Source organism: Bartonella sp. AU16XJBT (assembly GCF_028618665.1).
Classification (GTDB): Bacteria; Pseudomonadota; Alphaproteobacteria; order Rhizobiales; family Rhizobiaceae; genus Bartonella.
This window is the reverse complement of the sequence record NZ_JAQITF010000007.1, coordinates 61,852-85,094: the sequence shown is the minus strand read 5'-3', so window position 1 is coordinate 85,094 and position 23,243 is coordinate 61,852. Positions and strand designations below refer to the sequence as shown.

Annotated in this window: 18 protein-coding genes; 12 read left to right on the top strand and 6 right to left on the bottom strand. The window is 39.0% G+C overall.

The annotated features are described in order from the left end of the window. Positions 1–6: 6 nt before the first annotated feature. The 5 genes from nusA (at position 7) to truB (ending at position 6,296) form a co-directional block, all read left to right on the top strand. Entirely contained in the window at positions 7–1,638 is a 1,632-nt protein-coding gene (gene nusA, locus PVV66_RS05630) for a transcription termination factor NusA (protein WP_273718218.1), read from the top strand. Further along, positions 1,639–2,274, top strand: a complete 636-nt coding sequence (locus PVV66_RS05625) for an RNA-binding protein (protein WP_273718215.1) — start codon at positions 1,639–1,641, stop codon at positions 2,272–2,274. Beyond that, on the top strand, positions 2,271–4,799 hold the full coding sequence (gene infB, locus PVV66_RS05620; protein ID WP_273718214.1) for a translation initiation factor IF-2: 2,529 nt from the start codon (positions 2,271–2,273) through the stop codon (positions 4,797–4,799). The genes PVV66_RS05625 and infB overlap by 4 nt, the downstream gene beginning before the upstream one ends. 125 nt (positions 4,800–4,924) lie before the next feature. Then, complete coding sequence (gene rbfA / locus PVV66_RS05615; RefSeq protein WP_273718212.1) at positions 4,925–5,329, top strand: 30S ribosome-binding factor RbfA; 405 nt, start codon at positions 4,925–4,927, stop codon at positions 5,327–5,329. A 4-nt stretch (positions 5,330–5,333) separates the two neighbouring features. Next, complete coding sequence (truB, locus tag PVV66_RS05610; RefSeq protein ID WP_273718210.1) at positions 5,334–6,296, top strand: tRNA pseudouridine(55) synthase TruB; 963 nt, start codon at positions 5,334–5,336, stop codon at positions 6,294–6,296. 459 nt (positions 6,297–6,755) lie between these two features. Here the strand turns inward: truB and PVV66_RS05605 are convergent, their stop codons facing one another. Further along, the gene (locus PVV66_RS05605) at positions 6,756–8,384 is read right to left on the bottom strand and encodes an MFS transporter (protein WP_273718208.1); all 1,629 of its coding nucleotides are present in this window, start codon (positions 8,382–8,384) and stop codon (positions 6,756–6,758) included. A 314-nt stretch (positions 8,385–8,698) separates the two neighbouring features. On the opposite strand from PVV66_RS05605, the gene rpsO reads away from it, so the two are divergent. The 3 genes from rpsO to PVV66_RS05590 all read left to right on the top strand — a co-directional run bounded on the left by rpsO (position 8,699) and on the right by PVV66_RS05590 (position 12,483). After that, on the top strand, positions 8,699–8,968 hold the full coding sequence (gene rpsO / locus PVV66_RS05600) for a 30S ribosomal protein S15 (RefSeq protein ID WP_005774142.1): 270 nt from the start codon (positions 8,699–8,701) through the stop codon (positions 8,966–8,968). Positions 8,969–9,218: 250 nt separating this feature from the next. Beyond that, the gene (pnp, locus tag PVV66_RS05595) at positions 9,219–11,414 is read left to right on the top strand and encodes a polyribonucleotide nucleotidyltransferase (RefSeq protein WP_273718203.1); all 2,196 of its coding nucleotides are present in this window, start codon (positions 9,219–9,221) and stop codon (positions 11,412–11,414) included. Positions 11,415–11,487: 73 nt separating this feature from the next. Continuing rightward, a complete protein-coding gene (locus PVV66_RS05590; protein ID WP_273718290.1) occupies positions 11,488–12,483 on the top strand; it encodes a class I SAM-dependent methyltransferase in 996 nt (331 codons plus the stop codon). A gap of 18 nt (positions 12,484–12,501) precedes the next feature. Here PVV66_RS05590 and hslU read toward each other — a convergent pair whose 3' ends face one another. Then, on the bottom strand, positions 12,502–13,812 hold the full coding sequence (hslU, locus tag PVV66_RS05585; protein ID WP_273718201.1) for an ATP-dependent protease ATPase subunit HslU: 1,311 nt from the start codon (positions 13,810–13,812) through the stop codon (positions 12,502–12,504). Further along, the gene (hslV, locus tag PVV66_RS05580; protein ID WP_273718198.1) at positions 13,813–14,394 is read right to left on the bottom strand and encodes an ATP-dependent protease subunit HslV; all 582 of its coding nucleotides are present in this window, start codon (positions 14,392–14,394) and stop codon (positions 13,813–13,815) included. Positions 14,395–14,608: 214 nt separating this feature from the next. Between hslV and PVV66_RS05575 the strand changes: the two genes are divergently transcribed. The 4 genes from PVV66_RS05575 (at position 14,609) to PVV66_RS05560 (ending at position 19,106) form a co-directional block, all read left to right on the top strand. Continuing rightward, complete coding sequence (locus PVV66_RS05575) at positions 14,609–15,598, top strand: asparaginase (RefSeq protein ID WP_273718196.1); 990 nt, start codon at positions 14,609–14,611, stop codon at positions 15,596–15,598. 175 nt (positions 15,599–15,773) lie between these two features. After that, positions 15,774–16,718 (top strand): type I pantothenate kinase, encoded by a 945-nt coding sequence (gene coaA / locus PVV66_RS05570; RefSeq protein ID WP_273718288.1) that lies wholly within the window; start codon positions 15,774–15,776, stop codon positions 16,716–16,718. 13 nt (positions 16,719–16,731) lie between these two features. After that, the gene (locus PVV66_RS05565; RefSeq protein ID WP_273718195.1) at positions 16,732–18,099 is read left to right on the top strand and encodes a M17 family metallopeptidase; all 1,368 of its coding nucleotides are present in this window, start codon (positions 16,732–16,734) and stop codon (positions 18,097–18,099) included. A gap of 137 nt (positions 18,100–18,236) precedes the next feature. Continuing rightward, entirely contained in the window at positions 18,237–19,106 is an 870-nt protein-coding gene (locus PVV66_RS05560) for an NlpC/P60 family protein (protein ID WP_273718193.1), read from the top strand. Between the two features lie 1,265 nt (positions 19,107–20,371). Here PVV66_RS05560 and mutT read toward each other — a convergent pair. The 3 genes from mutT to PVV66_RS05545 all read right to left on the bottom strand — a co-directional run bounded on the left by mutT (position 20,372) and on the right by PVV66_RS05545 (position 23,225). After that, on the bottom strand, positions 20,372–20,785 hold the full coding sequence (mutT, locus tag PVV66_RS05555) for an 8-oxo-dGTP diphosphatase MutT (protein ID WP_273718192.1): 414 nt from the start codon (positions 20,783–20,785) through the stop codon (positions 20,372–20,374). A gap of 121 nt (positions 20,786–20,906) precedes the next feature. After that, the gene (argJ, locus tag PVV66_RS05550; RefSeq protein ID WP_273718191.1) at positions 20,907–22,139 is read right to left on the bottom strand and encodes a bifunctional glutamate N-acetyltransferase/amino-acid acetyltransferase ArgJ; all 1,233 of its coding nucleotides are present in this window, start codon (positions 22,137–22,139) and stop codon (positions 20,907–20,909) included. Positions 22,140–22,271: 132 nt separating this feature from the next. Then, complete coding sequence (locus PVV66_RS05545) at positions 22,272–23,225, bottom strand: peptidylprolyl isomerase (RefSeq protein ID WP_273718190.1); 954 nt, start codon at positions 23,223–23,225, stop codon at positions 22,272–22,274. Between the last annotated feature and the right edge of the window lie 18 nt (positions 23,226–23,243).

Below are 23,243 nucleotides of genomic sequence, written 5' to 3'. Positions count from 1 at the left end.
AAATTGATGGCTACAAGCGCTAACAGGCTTGAGATTCTGCAAATTGCAGATGCTGTTGCACGTGAAAAGTCAATCGACCGTGAAATTGTCATTTCTGCGATGGCTGATGCTATTCAGAAAGCAGCACGTTCTCGTTATGGTCAAGAAACCAATATCCGTGCTGAAATCAATTCCAAAACAGGTGAAATTAAATTACAACGCCTGCTTAAAATCGTTGATGTTGTCGAAGACTATACAACGGAAATTACTTTGTCCGATGCACTCAAACGCCAAGAAGATGCAAAAATTGGTGATTTTTTTGCTGATCTTTTACCTCCTATGGATTTTGGACGTATCGCAGCACAATCTGCTAAACAAGTTATTGTACAAAAAGTACGCGATGCAGAGCGTGATCAGCAATATGAAGAATTTAAAAATAAAGTTGGTGAAATTATTTCTGGTACAGTCAAGCGTGTGGAATATGGCAATGTTATCGTTGATCTAGGACGCGGTGAAGCTATTGTGCGTCGTGATGAATTAATTCCCCGTGAATCCTTCCGCTATGGAGACCGTATTCGTGCTTTTGTCAATGATGTACACCGTGAAACACGTGGACCACAAATTTTCCTTTCACGCACACATCCCCAATTTATGGTAAAACTTTTTACTATGGAAGTTCCTGAAATTTATGATGGTATTATAGAAATTAAATCGGTTGCCCGTGATCCAGGTTCACGAGCCAAAATTGCCGTTGTTTCACGCGATGGTTCCATTGATCCTGTTGGAGCATGTGTGGGAATGCGAGGAAGTCGTGTACAAGCTGTTGTTGCAGAATTACAAGGCGAAAAAATTGATATTATTCCCTGGTCGCCTGATGCTGCAACATTTGTCGTTAATGCACTGCAACCTGCTGAAGTTTCTAAAATCATCCTTGATGAAGATGCTGAACGTATCGAAGTTATTGTGCCGGATGACCAACTCAGCCTTGCGATTGGTCGACGCGGACAAAATGTTCGCTTAGCTTCGCAACTAACAGGATGGAACATTGATATTTTAACGGAAAAGGAAGAATCTGAAAATCGTCAAAAAGAATTTACTGAACGCAGTAAATTGTTTATGGAAGCCTTAGAGGTTGACGAAATGATCGGACAGGTTATGGCATCAGAGGGTTTTTCTTCTATTGAAGAAATCGCCTACATTGATCTTGAAGAAATCGCTTCTATTGATGGTTTTGATCATGATACCGCTGCTGAAATCCAGAGTCGGGCCCGCGAATATCTCGATCATCAAGAAAAAGAACTTGATGAGAAACGCAAAAAGCTCGGAGTTTCTGACGAATTGCGAACACTTCCTGGAATGACAAGTGCTATGCTGGTTGCTGTGGGTGAGGATGGTGTAAAAACAATAGAAGATTTTGCTGGCTATGCCGTTGATGATTTAGCTGGCTGGAGAGAACGCAAAGAAGGTCAAACAAAGAATTTTTCTGGTATTTTAACCCCTTTTGACATTACACGCGCAGATGCAGAAGCTATGGTTTTAGCCGCGCGTGTACAGGCAGGCTGGATAGACCAAGCTGATCTTGTTACAGAAAATCCTGTAGAAGATGAAAATTCTGCAGAAAATGAAAAAACAGATGATTTGGATGTGGATACACTTTAAATGAATGAACGGACTTGCATTGTGACCCGACAAAATGCTTCAGCACAAACGCTGATCCGTTTTGTTATTGGTCCCAATAACAAAATTGTTCCTGATCTTAAAGCGAATTTACCAGGGCGTGGCGTTTGGATTTCTGCCCATCACGCTGTTGTTGAGAAAGCGATCAAACAGAAAGCCTTTCATAAAAATTTTAAAACAGATGTTGAGGTTGCACCAAATCTTGTGCATATTGTTGATGCGCTTTTACTCAAAGCTGCTCTTTCAAGCCTTTCCATGGCAAGAAAAGCGGGAGCTGTTGTCATGGGAGCAACGAAGGTTGACGCTGCTATCCGCTCTGGTCAAGTTATTCTTGTACTTCATGCTAAAGAAACAACAGAAGATGGAAAACGAAAAATTGCACAAGCCATCCATACAATACAACAACAAACAAATCGGACGATAAAAACCATATCTTTATTTACAAGTGATGAAATGCGCATAGCTTTTGGCTCTAATCCTGTCATGCACGCAGCCTTATTGGACACAAAGGCTGCTGAGGGATTTCTCAAAACAATATATAAATTGATCAGCTATCGTGATGACAAACATAGTAAGCACGGTGAGATGACGGCACAAGCCGTGAAGGAAGTACAATGAGTGAAAATAACAACGACAAAACAATAGGCAAAAAGACACTAACTCTCAAGCGGTCTGTCTTGGAAACGAGTACGGTCAAACAAAATTTTAGCCATGGTCGCACAAAAGCTGTCGTTGTCGAAACCAAACGACGTAAAATTACGCGACCTGATGAAAAAGCTGAGACCCTGCAGCCTATTACAAAGCCGCATGTGGCACCCCAGCGCTCTAAACCGCGTTTTGAGGAAAAAAAGCCTCAAGAATCTGTAGCCAAAAGCAATCTTTCATCGGCTGAAATGGAAGCGAGGCTTCGCGCGTTAGAAGAGGCACATATCCAAGAAAGAATAACGCGAGAACAAGCTGAAAAAGAAGCAAGACGCACTAAAGAGCGTGAAGAAATTTTAAAGAAAGAAATTAAAGAAAAAGAAATACTTCAAAAACAAGAAGAAGAAGAAACACCGGTACAGATTCCACTTGTTCTCTCTGAGTCTCCCCTCATCGAAAAGACAGATATTCCTATTGCGCCTAAAAACACAACTGTCATTGAAAAACGCAAAATAGATGAAGATAAAGAGGAAGAACGGCATAGCCGACGTGCTAATCCTGCTAAATCAGAAATACGTGCACCAAAAGTTGTCAAAGGAGCTGATGAGCGACGTCGTGGAAAACTGACTCTTAATAGCGCACTGGACGAAGAAGGGAGTGCGCGGGGGCGCTCAATGGCTGCAATGCGGCGCAGACAGGAAAAGTTTAAGCGTGCACAAAACCAAGAACCAAGAGAAAAAATTTCTCGCGAAGTTGTTCTTCCTGAAACGATTACCATTCAAGAGCTCGCTCAACGTATGACTGAGCGTTCTGTTGATGTGATTAAGTTTTTGATGAAACAAGGACAAATGATGAAACCTGGCGATGTTATTGATGCAGACGTTGCTGAACTCATCGCTGTTGAATTTGGTCATACTGTTAAGCGTGTTTTAGAATCTGATGTAGAAGAAGGTATCTTTAATATAACAGATAATCCTCAAAATATGCAACCGCGTCCCCCTGTTGTAACCATTATGGGCCATGTTGACCACGGAAAAACTTCTCTTCTGGATGCTATTCGCAAAGCAAATGTTGTTTCTGGTGAAGCAGGTGGTATTACGCAGCATATTGGGGCCTATCAAGTAGAACAAAACGGTCAAAAAATTACCTTTATTGATACACCGGGTCATGCTGCATTTACCGCTATGCGTGCTCGTGGAGCCCGTGTTACCGATATCGCTGTTCTTGTTGTTGCTGCTGATGATAGTGTCATGCCGCAGACGATTGAATCAATTAATCATGCCAAAGCTGCTGGTGTTCCTATTATTGTTGCTATCAACAAAATTGATAAACCCGCTGCGAATGCACAAAAAGTGCGTACAGAACTTTTACAACATGAAGTGTTTGTTGAAACGATGGGCGGTGAGACTTTGGACGTTGAAGTTTCTGCTAAAACTGGTCAAAACCTTGATAAACTTCTCGAAGCTATCCTTCTTCAAGCTGAAATGCTTGATCTGAAATCAGATCCTCAGCGAACTGCAGAGGGCGTTGTCATTGAAGCCAAATTGGATCGCGGACGCGGATCTGTTGCGACCGTTCTTGTTCAAAAAGGTACATTACATCCTTCTGATATTATTGTTGCCGGAAATGAATGGGGGCGTGTGCGTGCTTTGATTGACGACCATGGTCGCCATGTCAAAGAAGCCGTTCCCTCTACACCGATTGAAATTTTAGGCATGCAAGGAACACCACAAGCTGGAGATCGTTTTGCTGTTGTCACGCATGAAGCAAAAGCACGCGAAATTTCTGAATACCGTCAACGCTTAGCACGTGATAAAGCTGTTGCGCGACAAACCGGTTCGCGTGGTTCTCTCGAACAGATGATGTCAAAATTGCAAACAACTGGTGTTAAGGAATTTTCTCTTATTATCAAAGGGGATGTGCAAGGATCAATTGAAGCAATCGCTTCAGCATTGGAGAAACTAGGAAACGATGAGGTTCGTGCGCGTGTTGTACATTCTGGTGCTGGAGGAATTACCGAAAGTGATATTTCTCTTGCTGAAGCTTCTAATTCAGCTGTGATTGGTTTTAATGTTCGAGCCAATAAACAAGCGCGTGATTTTGCTAAAACACAAGGAATTGAAATTCGTTATTATAACATCATTTATGATCTTGTTGATGACATCAAAGCTGCCATGTCTGGATTACTCTCACCAGAACAGCGTGAAACTTTCCTTGGTAATGCTGAAATTCTAGAAGTCTTTAACATTACAAAAATCGGAAAAGTTGCTGGATGTCGTGTTACAGAAGGTAAAATAGAACGAGGAGCCGGTGTTCGCCTTATCCGCGATAATATTGTTATTCACGAAGGAAAACTGAAAACACTCAAACGCTTTAAAGATGAAGTCAATGAAGTGCAAAGTGGACAAGAATGTGGAATAGCCTTTGAAAATTATGAAGATATGCGCGCAGGAGACATCATTGAGACCTTCCGTATCGAACATATTAATCGCACATTATAAAATAATCCCATAACTTTACTCTGTTTTGAAATGAGGGAAGTTATTGGAATTCTATACACAATGTCTCTTTTTTTCCTTATCTGGATGGTCAAAAAAAGAGGTTTTGGAGCAAGGATAAAACTTTGATGAAAAATGCAGGGCCATCACAACGGCAACTTAGAGTAGCAGAGCAAGTACGTCATGCAGTAGCGCATATACTACAGCGTAATATTTTGCTTGATGATGTCTTGAAAGATATTGTCATTTCTGTCTCTGAAGTACGCATGTCACCGGATTTAAAAATTGCTACTTGCTTTGTATCCCCTCTCAGCACGCTTAAAAATGCTTCCCATACCGATGTTGTTGATACCCTCAATAAACATAGTCGTTTCCTCCGTGGAGAAATCAGTCATGCGTTGCGACAAATGAAATATATGCCAGAACTGCGTTTCCGACTTGATAATAGTTTTGATAACTTTTCAAAAATTGATGCCCTCCTCCGATCACCTGAGGTTGCACGCGATCTTCATAGCGATAAAGATGAGGATTAAAGATATGGCACGGCAACGCAAAAAAAAAGGGCGTCCTGTTTCTGGCTGGGTCATATTTGATAAACCAAAAGGAATGAAATCAACAGAAGCTGTCTCACAAATAAAATGGCTTTTTCATGCACAAAAAGCTGGGCATGCGGGTACGCTTGATCCTCTTGCTTCTGGTCTCCTCCCCATTGCCTTAGGTGAGGCAACCAAAACCGTTCCTTACGTGATGCAAGGCAAAAAAACTTACCGTTTTCATATCGCTTGGGGACAAGAGCGTGCAACAGATGATCTAGAAGGAGAAATAACGAAAACTTCTCTCAAACGTCCAACACAAGAAGAAATACTTTCTCTTCTTCCACAATATACAGGTATTATTTTGCAAACACCTCCGCAATTTTCAGCAATCAAAATTGCTGGAAATCGCGCCTATGATCTAGCGCGTGAAGGGGAAGTCTTTGAAATTGCGCCCCGTGAAGTGGAAATAGAAACTTTCGAGTTAATAGAAATGCCTACTAAAGAGTACGCTGTCTTTGAAATAACTTGCGGGAAAGGAACTTATGTGCGCTCGCTAGCACGCGATATGGGACGTGATCTGGGTTGCTATGGGCATATTGCTGACTTAAGACGTATTGCCGTCGCACCTTTCGATGAAGAGGATCTCATTACATGGGAAAAACTAAAAGCAGCAATATCGCCAAATAAAAACACCACAGATGTAAATGAGGGTTCTTTTGAAAAAAACTTCTCAATACTCGATAAACTGTTAATTGAAACAGGAGCCGCATTAGATTGTCTCCCTCATTATTCGCTTACTGAAACCCAAGCGCAGAGAGTTATGAGGGGGCATTCTATTTCTTTATGTGCTGATAAAACACTTCTTGATGAAGAGGAGGTTTGTCTCCTCTATAGGAAACAACTTCTTGCTATTGGTACTCTCGACAAAGGTCTCTTTAAACCAAAGCGGATTTTCACAATTTAAGCGTTTCTTTCTTCTAACCATCTCTTATTAAAAGATATTATTCTCTATCAAATTAAGAGAAATATGTTGCTTTTCATTTCTCTACGCTCCCCGTATTCATAGTAAAACTTAAAGATCGTACTACAAGCCAACACTATCATACACTTTGCCATTTCCTAATTTTAAAACTCTCATATTTGAGAAGCTTCAAGAGGCTTTTTTATTCCCTTTTCAATCGTTTTTACCCCCACATTAGCTCCCGTTTGTACATACAAGAAAATAATTTTATTGATTCAATATACATAAGATCAATAGATTTAAAATGAGAGAAGTTTAAAGATTTTTGGAACCAACACTAAAAAAAATGATAAAATACCATTATAAATAAATACACCAATCATTAAAATACTCATTTTTTGTGCTTATGCTAACCAATTGATCTAAAGAATATAACAACCATATTAAAAAACTGTTCTAATCTTAAGGAAGATGATCAGAAGGGACTTTTAAAAGCATCTCATTGGCTTGGGGTATTGTCTGTCGTTCAATCATACGATGCACTCTTATACCATCAGGAGCACAATTTAAATGACGCAAACGCTTATTAACTTCAGCATCCGCTTTCGTACGACGATGATTATGGCGTAAATAATCTACCCAAGTTGGCATATGATAAGCCTCTGTCCAATATTCAGGTCTTTCAAGATCTCGTAAAAGGACCCATTGACGCGCACCATCACGTAAACGAATATGGCGTCGACGCGTCATCACTTTGAGAAACTCTTCCAGATCATTTTCATGAATTTGATAATCGATCATTATCATGATCGGACCACTTCTTGCTTTTAGGTCGAGTAAGAGTTCTGGCTCTCTAAAATGATCAAGAGGATTCAAATCTATTTGAGGAATTTCTTGAATTCTAAATTTTACCCCCGCAAGAGCTCCAACAATCAAGAATAGAGAACAAATACTCAAAGCAATTGTTGGAGAATAACCATCAGCTAAAATTCCCCAGATTGCACTACCAATAGCCATCCCCCCATAAGATGCGGTTTGATAAAGTGCTAAAGAACGTGCAACAACCCAGCGTGGTGTAGAGAGTTGTACAGATGTATTAAACAATGATAATGCCAAAACCCAACTTAGGCCTGCAGGAAATAAAGCAATATGGCTTATAATCATTGAACGGCTTATTCCCAATAAAAAGCAAGAAAAAGCAAAACCAATAAATGCACTTGAAATAATTGTTTCTGAACGAAAATGATGCCGTACAAATGCATTAATAATCCCTGCTGTCATGGCCCCTAATCCAAAACAACCAAGCAATGTCCCATAAAGAAGGGCACTTCCTCCAAGAACTTTATGCGCAACAATTGGCAAAAGAGCTAAAATTGAAATCGCCCCTATACCAAAAAGGAACGCTCGAACCATAATACTCAGAAGATTAGGTGACATTGCAACATAACGCAAACCATCTGAGACAGCCCCTAACAGTCTTTCTCTTGGCAATGAGTTGTTTTTATCATTCGATTTCCAGAAAAATAATGCACCAATAAGAGGGATATAGCTTATAGCATTAAACAAAAAAGCAGCAGATGCCCCCAAAGTTGCAATGATGGCCCCCCCAATAGCAGGACCAACACTCCGCATTAAATTAAAGCCGACACTATTCAAACTAACAGCAGCAGGAATATTTTCTCTGCTCACAATATCTCCTATCGTTGCTTGCCAAGAAGGATTATAAAAGGCTGTGCCACACCCAATCAAAAACGTAAAACATAACAAAAGCCAAGGTGTTAAAAATCCCATATAGGCTAAAACAGATAAACTCATGGATATGACCATCATCATAATCTGTGCACACAACATAATTTGACGCCGATTAAAATTGTCCGCTAATGCCCCTGCCATTAAAGAAAACATAACAAGTGGTAATGTTGTCGCACTCTGAACAAGCCCAACCATGGAATGCGAAGAACTAATTAATGCCATTAACCACCCTGCTCCAACAGCCTGTATCAGCCCCCCTAAATTAGAAATAAGCGTAGATGACCATAAATTTCGAAATACCGAATTACGAAAAAGTTTTAATGTTGAAATGCTCTGCATCTTTTCCCTCCAAATCGGTATTTATCACTTTTGTTACCACACACACGCTCATAATCTTTGTATCAAAAGGATGCATAAATCTTTAAAAAACTTCTCATAAAACCCTATTTAAATCAATATTTCAAAACAAAAGCCTTTATTTAAAGAAAGACTTCAAAATGCTGTAAAGGACTAGTATTTTAACCTTCTTTCCTATATAAGAGCGAGAATAGGTGAGAGTCTTTGACTCTTCTTATTTCCTCGCAGACCCTGGCTGAACGACATCTCGGCTATGGGTGACTTTATGTTTCTTCGTTTTTTGAAAGGATGATACGATGTCGATTACAGCTGAACGTAAACAAGCTCTTGTTGCAGAATACGCAAATAAAGTTGGTGATACAGGATCACCAGAAGTACAGATTGCTGTACTTTCTGAACGTATTTCTAATTTAACAAACCACTTTAAATCTCACAAAAAAGATAACCATTCTCGTCGTGGTCTCTTAAAGATGGTGTCTCAACGCCGGCGCCTTCTTGATTATCTTAAAGGAGTTGACCAAAATCGTTATCAGACACTTATTAAGAAGTTAGGTTTGCGTCGCTAAAAGAAAAATGGGATGGTGTAAAAAAACCACCCATTTTTTCAACATGTTGCTTTTAGTTGAAAATTTTAAAAACTGACAAGTTATTAGGGGATAAGGCTGTTCATCATTTCGCATTTAAGGCGATTTATCTCTCTCCTCTCCCAACAAAGATGGAAGTAACTTGTTGTCCACCCCAGAGCCTGAAAATATGCTACGCAAAGTCAGAATGTGAGCAATCAAAGATTTAAACACTGGTCATTAAGGATAAAAAATGTTCAAAACGCACAAGATAGAAATTGAATGGGCCGGGCGTCCGCTCACCCTTGAAACAGGGAAAATAGCGCGTCAAGCTGATGGTGCTGTGATTGCTACCTATGGAGAAACGATTGTCTTAGCAACCGTTGTATCGGCTAAAAGCCCAAAACCAGACCAGGACTTTTTTCCACTCACCGTTAATTATCAAGAAAAATCCTATGCGGTTGGTCGAATACCTGGAGGCTATTTAAAACGTGAAAGTCGGCCAACTGAAAATGAAACTTTGGTTTCACGTTTGATTGATCGTCCAATTCGTCCTCTCTTCGTTGAGGGTTATAAAAATGATACACAAGTCATTGTTTCCGTTATACAGCATGATCTCGAAAATAATCCCGATATCCTTGCGATGATTGCCTCCTCTGCCGCATTGACCCTATCAGGTGTTCCTTTCATGGGGCCTATAGCGGGTGCCCGCGTTGGCTATTGTAATGGACAATATGTTCTCAATCCTCATATGGATGAAATGCCTGAATCAAAACTTGATCTGGTGGTTGCTGGAACAGAAAGTGCTGTATTAATGGTTGAATCAGAAGCACAAGAATTGCCGGAAGATATCATGTTGGGTGCTGTAATGTTCGGTCACAAAGGCTTTCAACCTGTCCTTGATGCCATCATCAAGCTTGCTGAGGTTGCTGCAAAAGATCCTCGTGATTTTGTTCCTGAAGATCTTTCTGAGCTTGAAAAAGCGATGCATGAAATGGCCGAACAGGGTATACGAAAGGCCTACACAATCACTGATAAGCAAGAACGTTATGCCGCAATTGATGCCCTGAAAACAGAAGTCATCAATAAATTTATGCCAGAAACAGAAGAAAACTGTCAATTTAGTACAGATCAAATTGCAACCGTATTTAAACAGTTGCAAGCAAAAATTGTTCGCGGAAACATTCTTGATACAGAAAAGCGGATTGATGGACGCAATCTTTCTACCGTGCGCCCTATCCAATCAGAAGTAAGTATTTTGCCCCGCACACATGGATCAGCACTCTTTACCCGCGGAGAAACACAAGCGATTGTCGTTGCAACATTGGGAACTGGTGAAGATGAACAATATGTTGATGCCTTAACAGGCATGTATAAGGAAACATTCCTCCTCCATTACAATTTTCCACCATTTTCAGTAGGTGAAACAGGACGCCTTGGTTCTCCTGGTCGTCGTGAAATTGGACATGGAAAACTAGCATGGCGAGCAATTCACCCCATGTTACCAACGAAAGAATCTTTTCCTTACACCATTCGTGCTGTCTCAGAAATTACTGAATCCAATGGATCTTCTTCCATGGCGACGGTTTGTGGAACATCACTTGCTCTCATGGATGCTGGTGTTCCGCTCGCGCGCCCCGTTGCAGGTATTGCTATGGGTTTGATTAAAGAAGGAGAACGCTTTGCTGTTCTGTCTGACATCTTAGGAGATGAAGATCATCTTGGCGATATGGATTTTAAAGTTGCTGGAACAGAAAATGGTATTACTGCTTTGCAAATGGATATCAAAATTGACGGTATTACCGAAGAGATTATGAAAATCGCACTTGAACAAGCCAAAGGTGGCCGAATCCATATTCTTAACGAAATGGCGAAAGCTTTAACCAGCGCACGAGCTGAACTGAGTGAATTTTCTCCACGAATCGAAGTGATGAATATTTCTGTTGATAAAATCCGTGATGTTATCGGCTCTGGTGGTAAAGTTATTCGAGAAATTGTGGAACAAACTGGAGCAAAAATTAATATTGAAGATGATGGTACCATTAAAATTGCTTCTGCTGATGCTAAAACCATTGAAGCAGCAAAACGCTGGATCCATTCTATTGTCGATGAACCTGAAGTTGGTGCTATCTACCAAGGTACAGTTGTAAAAACTGCGGACTTTGGTGCCTTTATAAACTTTTTTGGTTCTCGTGATGGGCTTGTGCATATCTCTCAACTTGCATCAGAACGCGTCACCAAAACAACTGATATTGTTAAGGAAGGTGATAAGGTTTGGGTTAAACTCATGGGCTTTGATGAGCGTGGAAAAGTTCGGTTATCAATGAAGGTCGTTGATCAAGAAACCGGAAAGGAAATTATCGATGGTAAATCGGTAGAAGAAGAAAAGTGCATGGATGAAAAAAAGCAACCTGAAAATAAGCGCCGCCGGAAGAAAAAAGAAGAGTAATCTTTTCTTCTTATCGTAATCATGAAATGCCATCCCAACATTGGAATGGCATTTTTCTTTGAAAGAACCACATGTGTTATCATTTTTACCCTTTGAAAATTATGCACTCCCTTATCCAGATCCAAACCAATGCTGGCTAAGTTTCGGTTTAACGGAGGTCCCTCCTCCAGAATGGGCGAAAAATTTAAAAGTTATCACGCCTTGGCGACCAGATTTTTTAAAATTTGTCGATACTCAATTTCACTGCTCTCCTCAAATAGATAAAACTTTCATCTATGATGGAGCATTTTTACGTTTAAGCAAATATCGTGGTTTTAACCAAAATTGTTTTCTTGATTTATTAGAATGCGTAAAACCCAGTGGATGGATTGTGATCAGTGGGAATAAAACGGCTGGTGCTGCTTCAATGATGAAATGGGTGAAAACAATTGTTCCCATAACCAATAAACTATCTAAAAATCATGGTCTTGTATTTTGGCTTCAAGTTCCTCAACAAATAGAGAGAGAAAATATTGCACAATTGCGCTCACAATCGCTTTCTTTTGATAAATTTCAAACCACTTCTGGTATGTTCTCACACGGGCGTATTGATCCAGGATCTGCAGCGCTTGCCTCTTATATGCTCAAAGTTATTTCTGGGAAAACGGCTGATTTTGGAGCTGGCTGGGGCTATCTTTCTCACGTTGCACTTGAAAGCGATGTAAAACTTACGACTCTTGATCTTTATGAAGCAGACTACAACGCTTTGGAAGCAGCAAAACAGCACCTTAAACCCATAACAGCTCCTTTTCCAATTCATTTTTATTGGCATGACCTTGTGCATGAGCCTGTCACCAATCTGTATGACACAATCATTTCAAACCCACCGTTTCACACACAACAAACGACAGATGTCTCCTTAGGAAAACATTTTATTATAAATGCTGCAAAATGCCTAAGGCTAGGTGGCAGTCTACTTCTTGTTGCAAACCGCCACCTTCCTTATGAAACATTGTTAAAAGATATTTTCCGCACAGTGTTTATACATGAACAAGCCCATGGTTTCAAAATTATCGAAGCACGCAGATAAACAAAACAAGCAATACATCTAAAGAATAAAACGGGAGAGATCGATATCAGCAGCAAGCTCGCCAATAGATTTTCTCACATAAGCAGCATCAATTTTAAACGATGTTCCAGCTTTATCCGGTGCCGTGAAAGAAATCTCATCTAAAACGCGCTCCATAACGGTTTGCAAACGACGTGCCCCTATGTTTTCAATCCTTGCATTTAAATCTACAGCAATATCTGCTAAAGCATCAATCGCATCATCGGTAATTTCCAAATGAACCTCTTCTGTTGCCATAAGAGCAATATATTGTTTAATCAAACTTGCTTCTGGTTCTGTTAGAATGCGCCGTAAATCTTCCCTTGTTAAAGGGTTGAGCTCCACGCGGATAGGCAAACGTCCTTGAAGTTCCGGTAATAAATCAGATGGCTTAGAAACATGAAATGCACCAGAGGCAATAAAAAGAATATGATCTGTTTTGATTTGCCCATATTTTGTAGCAATTGTTGTGCCTTCCACCAAAGGCAAAAGATCACGTTGGACGCCCTCACGCGAAACCGCAGCACTAGCTCCACCATCCCTCGTTGCAATTTTATCAATCTCGTCGATAAAAACAATACCGTCATTTTCAGCAACACGAAGCGCTTCTTGAATAATTTGTTCCTGATCAAGGAGTTTTTCAGATTCATCATCAATAAGCGGTTTAAAAGCATCCCTTACTGTTGTTTTTCGGACTTTTGTACGACTGCCCATTTTACCCAAAATATCGGATAAATTCATAATCCCCATTTGCGCCCCAGGCATACCAGGAATATCAAAGGTTGAAGCACTATTGCTATTATTATCGGCTACTTCAATTTCAATCTCTTTCTCATCCAATTCACCTTCACGCAATTTTTTGCGAAAATTATCACGGGTAGCGGGACTTGCTGTTTTACCAACAAGGGCGTCTAAAACGCGCTCTTCGGCATTCACGTGAGCCTTTTCTTTTATTTCATCCCGTTTCTTTTCACGCACAAGAGAAATGGCAATTTCAACAAGATCTCGAATAATTTGCTCAACGTCACGCCCCACATAACCAACTTCAGTAAATTTAGTTGCTTCTACTTTCACGAAGGGTGCTCCAGAAAGTTTTGCTAATCGACGTGCGATCCCTGTTTTACCAACACCTGTTGGTCCTATCATTAAAATATTTTTTGGCATCACTTCTTCACGCATCTGCCCATCAAGCTGTTGTCTACGCCACCGATTACGCAGTGCAATAGCTACAGAACGTTTGGCATCATTTTGGCCAATAATAAAGCGATCAAGTTCAGAAACAGTCTCACGAGGGGAAAATACAACACACATTTAAATAGCTTTCTCTAAAGAAGATAATTCTGTATCCAATGTTTCAATCGTAAAATGATCATTGGTGTAAACACAAATTTTAGCGGCAATAGCCATAGCTTTACGGGCAATGGTTTCGGCATCTAAATCCAAGTCCATCAGTGCCCGCGCTGCTGAAAGAGCAAAATTTCCTCCAGAGCCAATGGCCATAACCCCATCTTCTGGTTCTAAGACATCACCAAGCCCTGTTAGAGCCAAAGTTACTTTTTTATCAGCCACGAGCATCATTGCTTCAAGACGACGCAAATAGCGATCTGTTCGCCAATCCTTTGCAAGTTCTACACATGCGCGCATAAGTTGATCAGGATATTGCTCAAGCTTTGTTTCTAATCTTTCCAGTAATGTGAACGCATCTGCCGTAGCACCTGCAAAACCAGCAATAACCACTCCGCTCTTCCCAAGACGACGAACTTTACGTGCATTGCCTTTCATAATCGTCTGTCCAAGAGATACCTGACCGTCGCCAGCCATCACGACTTTGCCACCTTTTCGTACTGTAATAATCGTTGTACCATACATTATGTCTGGCTTATGTTCTGTCATAAGGAGACTCCTATATTACTTTCCTTTTAATATTATCTTTTCATACAATGTAAAACTCAATTACTATTGTCCTATTTAAGAACATATATAGCAAAACACAATGATTCAGCATCATTCAATTTGTTGAAATTGAAAAAATGATATTATTGTTGTCAATGTAAATTACTGCTAAATAGCTTTATGTAAACAGTTTGTGCCTTTATAGAGGAAAATTATGAAAAAAATAGCTATAGGAACCTTAGGTGGAACAATTGCAATGACTGCTGATCGTTTTGGCCACATGCAACCGACTTTAACCTCAGATAACCTCATAAAAAGTGTTCCTGATTTAAATAAGGTGGCTGATATTCACGCACAAACATTAATGCAAATACCAAGTGGATCTTTATCTTTTAAAATTCTTTTTGAAATACTCGAGTGGGCAAAACAACAAATACACGCTGGCGCAGAAGGGATTGTTTTAACGCAAGGGACTGATACTCTAGAAGAAACAGCTTTTTTTCTTTCTCTTTATTGGAAGGAAGCTGAACCACTCATCATAACCGGTGCTATGCGTACTCCTTATGAAGCAGGCGCTGATGGACCCGCTAATATTTTAGCAGCAACCCGTGTCGCGACGTCCCCACAAAGTCGCAACAGAGGCGTTCTCGTTGTCATTAACGATACGATTCATTCACCTTATTGGCTCTATAAAAGTCATACCGTCAAAGTTGAAACATTTCAATCAGGACTCGTAGGTATTTTAGGAACTATTTTAGAAGGAAAACTCATTTATTTCAATGATAGAAAATTTTCCCCGACAACGTTTGATCTTCCTCAAAACCACGATCATCAAATTGCACTCCTCTATTCCTCTCTATCGTCTGATGCGCAATTAATGAAACTCTGCCTTGAAAGTGGATATTATGCCGGGCTTGTTATCGCTGGTTTTGGTGCAGGACACTGTAGTTTTCAAGAAGCAGACCTTGTACAACAATATGCACAAAAAATACCCATTATTATTGCTAGTCGTTGTTGTAATGGCTCAACAACTCGTATAACTTATGGCTATAAAGGCTCAGAAATCGATATGATTGCTTCGGGTGTTCTCATGTCCGGTTATTTATCAGCCGTAAAAGCGCGTTTGCTTTTATGGGCTTTTTTGGCACAAGGACACTCATTGGCACAGATCCGTGCTCATTGGAATGATTGGACGATAAGTTAATAAAAATGATCTATTATCTTAAGGAAGAGAGCATGCAAAACAAAATTTATTTGAATATAAAGCAGCTCATCTGTCCGCTCTTAATCGATTACTGTGGCAAAAAAAATCTCGACAAATACAAATGATTGATACAACTGTACAAAAAATTAATCAGAAAGATAATTTGGTCAAATCCATTTCTGACCGATATTCACCCTATCGCGTCTTTACGGCACAAGAATGGTCAGAGTTTCGTGCGGACACACCTCTCACTTTGACTTTTGATGAAATTAAACGTTTACGCTCTATTGATGATCCTATCGATCTTGAAGAAGTCCAACGCATTTATCTTTCTTTATCGCGTCTGCTCTCATGCCATGTTGAAGCAGTACAGGAGCTTTTTCACAAACGTCAGCAGTTTCTCCATCAAGAAGAGACTAAAAAAACACCCTTTATTATTGGAATTGCTGGTTCTGTAGCAGTAGGAAAATCAACCACCGCTCGCATCCTTCAAGAACTGTTGAAACGTTGGACATCTAATCTTAAAGTTGATCTGATCACAACGGATGGTTTTCTCTATCCTAACGCAATCTTACAGCAAAAAAATCGTCTGAATCGTAAAGGATTTCCTGATTCCTATGACATTAAAAAATTGCTATGCTTTCTTTCGGCTATAAAAGCAGGTGTTGGGAATGTCCCTGCTCCGCTTTATTCGCATATGACCTATGATGTTCTAGAAAATCAGACAATTACTATTGACCGTCCTGATATTTTAATTGTTGAAGGGATTAATGTATTACAGGTTAGTGATCTTCCTAAAGATGGAAAGGCCATTCCTTTCGTATCAGATTTTTTTGATTTTTCAATCTATGTAGATGCCGAAACAGAAGTCATTCGTCACTGGTATTTAGAGCGCTTTAAACGTTTACGTAAAACAGCTTTTCAAAATCCTGAATCCTATTTTCATCGCTATGCCCTACTGAATGAAAAAGAAGCCTCAAAAATCGCTGAGGATATTTGGCAAACAATTAATTTAAAAAATTTACAAGAAAATATATTGCCAACACGACCACGGTCCAATCTCGTTCTACGAAAGGGAAAAAATCATTTGGTCGAGTATGTCGCACTTAGACGATTATAAGGATCTCATAACTATGCAGCAGCACCCCATTCATTTTACCTCAACACCTATCGATAACAGTTTCCCTATCATCTTGGTAAACCAAAGAAATCTTGCCAACTTATCACTTGATGCTTCAACAACAGCATGGATAAAAGTTAATGATTTTACTGGAAAAGCAGGACAAATACTCTTTGTTCCTCATGAAACGGGGCATTTAAAAAAAGTTTTATTTGGAATTGGCAATGGTAACGATCCCTTTATCACAGGACTGCTTGCTCAAAAACTTCCTTCTGGTCAATGGCATTTAGAAGGTGAGACCTCTGATGAAATAAATGTCTATCTTGGATTGGCACTGGGAAGCTATCAATTTAATAGCTATCGTCAAAATTCTTCTTTCAAATCATTATCCATCCATGTCAATGAGGCTGTTGATCTTAATGAACTCCAACGCATTTATGAAGCTGTCTTCTTCGTCCGTGATCTCATCAATATCCCAGCCAATGATATGACCCCTACTACTCTCGAAGTAGAAGCACGACAACTAGGGAAAACATACGGTGCTCATGTCCAAACTATTTGTGGAGATGATCTCTTAACCAATAACTTTCCGATGATTCATGCCGTAGGGCGAGCAGGCAGCACTGCACCACGACTGATTGAGTTACACTGGGGGCAAGAACATCACCCTAAAATAACGTTAGTAGGCAAAGGCGTAACTTTTGATACAGGGGGACTGGATATTAAATCAGCCAATAACATGTTGCTTATGAAAAAAGACATGGGAGGTGGAGCAAACGTTTTGGGATTGGCTAAGCTTATCATGGATGCAAAATTGCCTTTCCGTCTACGTGTTTTAATTCCAGCTGTAGAAAATGCAATTTCTGCGAATGCTTATCGACCAGGTGATATTCTCAAAAGTCGTAAAGGTTTAAGCGTTGAAGTGGGTAATACAGATGCTGAAGGGCGACTTGTCCTTGCTGATGCACTCGCCTATGGTGATGAAGAAAGTCCAAAATTCATGCTTTGCATGGCTACTTTAACGGGGGCAGCACGGATAGCATTAGGACCAGATCTTCCCGCATTTTATTGTAATGATTCAATATGGGCACAACAAGTTTCTGAATCTGCTCACGCTGTTTTCGACCCTCTTTGGCAAATGCCCCTTTGGAAACCTTACCAAGAGATGTTATCATCACCAATTGCTGACCTTAACAATGTAACTGGAAATAGCTTTGCTGGCTCTATAACGGCTGCTTTATTTCTTAATTCTTTTGTTGAAAAAGCTGAACATTTTGCACATTTCGACCTTTATGGATGGGTCCCAAAAGAAAAACCAGGATACCCTATTGGGGGATCAGCACAAACTATTCGTGCTCTTTATAATCTCCTTAAAAATTAATTTTGACATAAAATAAACATAAAAACGGACAACTTTAGAACCTTAAGAGCAATCGTTCTTCACTTTTAATTGTGTTCTGTAATTTATTTGAGGATAAAAATCCTACCACTACCAATTATCAGATGAAAGGTAAATAAATGTTTCCTAAAGATCCGAGATTACATGCATTCAGAGAAGATCTAGCAGACGAACGTCTTAAAGGCGAAATTACAGCTCAGCGCTTTGTGCAAGGTGAAAAAAGACGTGTTAATGCGCCTGTTGCTGGATTGTTTAAAGAGAATAATAACAAAAGTGAAATGCAGACAGAGTGCTTATTCGGAGAAGAACTTCTCATCTTTGAGCATGGAGAAGAGATGTCGTGGGCACAATCTCTCAAAGATGGTTATGTTGGCTATATTGAGACAAAAGCGCTTTGTGCATCAACCGTAGAACAAACGCATGTTGTTACAGCGCCACGTACTTTTCAATATTCGCAAGCTGATTTGCGTGGACCAGTAGAATATCCTTTATCTATAGGAAGTAAGGTAAGCGTTTTTAATGAAGTTGAAGTTCGTGGAACCAAATATTCTATACTTGAAAATGGGGGCGCAATCGTTAGCGATCACCTCAGTCCGATTGGCAGCGTTGTGTATAAAAATTATGTTGATGCTGCTGAAAAGTTAGTCCACACACCTTACCGTTGGGGTGGAGCCAGTGGCTTTGGAGTTGATTGCTCAGGATTGGTCCAGATTTCTATGGCAATGACTGGTCAAGTGGTTTTACGTGATACTGACATGCAACAAAAAACTATAGGAAAGTCATTATCAGATGGTGATAAACTTCAACGAGGTGATTTGATTTTTTGGAAAGGTCATGTCGCTATTATGACTGATCATGAGAATATTATTCATGCAAATGGTTCTTCTATGGATGTTACGGTCGAACCACTGGAAAAGGCAGTTACACGTATTGCTCAAAAATGCCAACGATATCCTGTAGAAAAACGCCGTCCAACACTGGGAATATAGTACGTTCTTTTACATGAATATGATAATGGGGCCATTATCGGCAGTTTGCTTCATATCGATGTAAGAAGGCTTTTATAAATTGAATTTATATCAAATGGGATGCATTGCTTAGTTATTTCCTAAACTTCGATATTTAAGAGGATTGTACTTTTTTATACATAAAATTGATTGTTGTGTATTTTTTTAAAGTGGTGGATGTGTGAATAGAGGTTAGGGGACAAGATTTTCCAACATGCGCTCTACAAAGCACATTTCCTTTTGCCAATTTTCTTTATGAATGTTTTGAATTTTGCTAAGTTATATTGTGAAAAATATTGAGCATTTTTTCAAAAATTTTTATCAATATTCACTGTCTTTTGGATATTGCAAAAATTCGTCACCTAACTTCTTGAATAAATTTTTTTAAAACCATCGTTTTTTGCATATAATGTAATGATTTTAAAAATAAAGGAGCATTATGCAACTCGAATGAGATCTCTTGCCATTCGTATTTTTCACTGTTCCACATATCCTTCACTTTGAATTAAAAAATTGTCCAATAACAGCTTAGTAAATGGATTTGCATATCATTTGAAAAGTAGTTGAAATACAGATTAAATAAACAACTCATAAACTGTTAAACTATAATGGTATTTATAATTTTAATTTTAGGGAATTATGATAAATTTAACTTATAAGTTTACAAATATAAAAATATCAATTCTCATTTTATTTTGTATTATACATTCATAGATAATACTAATAAATAAAATAATTATAAAGTAAAATTCTCTCAATAAATACGTGAATAAATAATATAGTGGTGTGAATATATTTATAAATTATTATTTTCCATTATAAAATACGAAAAACAAAACCATAAGGTACTGCATAATATTTATTATTAAAAAATACTTCTTTGCATACTTTTGAAAACTTTAATGCTGTACAAAAAAGAAATGGATAAACCACGCAATACCTTCTACTTTTATGGTTTTAGCTTTTTCCAAAACGAATATACTGCTTTCTCTATTAATTTGTTATTGAAAAGTTTTTTCTGATTTAGAGAAAGAGCGTTTAAAACAATGAAACAGTACAGTATTAAGGGAAATAGTCTAACACGAAAAGGATAATTTATGATTATAAATGAATGCGTTGATTTTAAATACATCATCATAATGAGTAAGCAATTTATTATGCAAAAAAATCCTTTTGGATCGTCCCCATCATTGGTGTTTTACCAAGTACACACTACTCTGTACACAGTATTTTCTCTCACAAACCCATTAAAGAAGATGATTTTTTAACACCTGAACCAATGGTTTATCAGCATCAGGCATAGGATATTTATCAAGATCATTAATAAAAACCCATTCTAAATTTTGCCCCTCCCGTCCTTGCGCAACTCCCTCATAATGGTCACAAAGATACAACGGCATTAAGAGGTGAAATGTTGCATAGCTATGGCTTGCAAATGTTAAAGGGTGTAAATTATTTGCCTGAACATACACACCAAGCTCTTCTTCTAGTTCACGAATTAATGATGCTTCTGGAATTTCACCTTGCTCAACCTTTCCACCAGGAAACTCCCATAAACCAGCCAGCGATTTTCCTTCAGGACGCTTGGTAAGCAAAATACGATTATTTTGATCTAACAATGCACAAGCAACAACAAGAAGAAGGGGACTTTTTATACACATATCGCTCTCCAATGAGAATATAATTGTCTCTGTATCATATTCCCTTACCTCAAAAAGAATTCACATATCTCATTCTCTTTTTTTTTAAATAATAGGCCGTTAAATATAGAGAGTGCATTCGTTAACTTCTGTAATCGCTATTGATCATAACGTACTCTTTTGTTAAGTCGCAAGACCAAACCGTCGCTGTGCTCTTACCCAAACCAATATCAACGCGAATTGTGATGTGTTTACCTTGCATATAAGAACCTATTGTTTCTTCACAATACGCAGGATCTCGTTCACCATTCACTGCCACACGATGTTCACCAAACCAAATCGTCAACAGATCACGATCAACTTCAACGCCGGCCTTCCCAACCGCCATAACGACTCGTCCCCAATTTGCATCTTCACCGGCAATAGCCGTTTTTACAAGCGGTGAATTTGCAATTGATAAAGCAATCGTTTTCGCAGCATTGTCTGTTGTTGCACCAGTCACATTCACTTCAATTAAATGGCGAGCACCTTCTCCATCACACACAACTTGGAGTGCAAGTTCATGCAGAAGCGCACCCAATTGTTTCACAAAAACGCTATAACGTGGATCAGATTGACTTGTAAGGCATGGAAAATGTTCTTTTCCTGTCGCAAACAACATAAGCGTATCTGAAGTTGAGGTATCGCTATCGACAGTAATCGAATTGAAAGACCCCTCAACAGCCTCTGATAACATGGATTGAAGCATATCCGAAGAAATAGTCGCATCACTGACCACAAACGAAAGCATTGTCGCCATATCAGGTGCAATCATACCAGCACCTTTTGCAATTCCATGAATGGTAACATTTATCCCCCCACAATCAAAAGTACGCGTAGCAAGTTTTGGAAATGTGTCCGTTGTCATTATGGCTTTTGCAGCTTCCAACCAATTTCCCTCTTCTGCTGTTTCTGCCATACTTGGTAAAAGATTTACAATACCCGATGCATCCATTGGCTCACCAATAACACCTGTAGAAGCTATAAAAACTTCATTTTCTCTAACCTTTAAAGTGTTCGCTGCTGCAAAGATGATTTCATTGGTTGTGTTCTTTCCTTTTCTTCCTGTAAAAGCATTGGCATTTCCAGAATTCACAACAACACCCCTTGCCACCCCATGGGGAAGCGATGCACGACAATGCTCTACAGGGGCAGATGGACATTTTGAACGTGTAAAAACACCTGCCACACTCACTGGCTTATCGAATACAATAAAAAGGAGATCTGTACGATCTTTATATTTAATTCCAGCCTTAGCTGTTGCTATCCGTACACCAGATAATGGGGAAAGCTCTTGAATGTTTTGGGGGTGCAAAGGAGATATTTTAAAAACCACAATATGCTTTCTCTAAAAACAAATAAAATGATTGCAGATTAACAACCTCTTATAGAAAACTGCTAGGTTTTTTTTGAAAAAAACAAACCTAGCAACTCTCTATTAAAAAGGCTATCTACTTATTTTTCCTCGCTATTCCGTATCTTCTTCATCGGATGTCTCATTGGGAAGTAGTGTCCCATTTTGATTAAGCGATTCCATGATTTTTGTAACATTAGGATCAGGATATTTCACATCTATCTTGCTACGCAAATCAACAATTAGTTCTTGATAGCGCTTTTTTATCAACTGTGTACGCAACATCTCTTTAACATCATCAAATGCAGGAGGTTGTTTTACACGACGATCTTCTAATTTAATAATATGCCAACCAAAAGGACTTTCAACGGGTTGTTTCGTGTATTCACCAACTTTCAAACCAAATGCTGCATCTTCAAAAGGCTTGACCATTTGACCATGGCTAAAATAACCAAGATCACCCCCAACAGCAGCGGAACCATCTGTTGAACTTTTCTTTGCAATCTCTTCAAAATTTTCGCCTTTATTTAAATGCTTAATGATAGCTTCTGCTTCTTTTCTGGTTTTGACCAAAATATGACGGGCTTTAACTTCATCCTCTTTAGGTAAAGCAGCAATTTCTTGTTTATAAAGAGCTTCCAAATCCGTATCCGATATTTTGTCAATAATCGCCTGTTTAAAATAAAGCTGTTGAAGCACATTGTCACGCATAACTGCCATACGTTTATCGTAAGCTTCTGTCTTATCAAGTCCTTTGCTTTTTGCTTCTTTTGAAAGTGCCTGCATATCCAAATAAGCTTTTAAGACCATAATACGGCGTTGTTCATCAGGAAAACGTGCTAAATTAGGATTTATTTCAAGCGCTAACTCATCCAATTGGCCTGCTGTAATATTTTTCCCATCAATAACAGCCATAACATGAGAAGGAGAAACGGCTTTTTCAGAAGCTTTCTCCAAAGTCTTTAAATCATTCGGTGATGAATTCAAATTTTCTTGGGCTCTCACCCCTAAACTTGTACTTGCCAATAAAGTTGATGCTAAAAGCAGCGTGATAAAGTTAAATTTCATAAATATACTCCTTAAAAA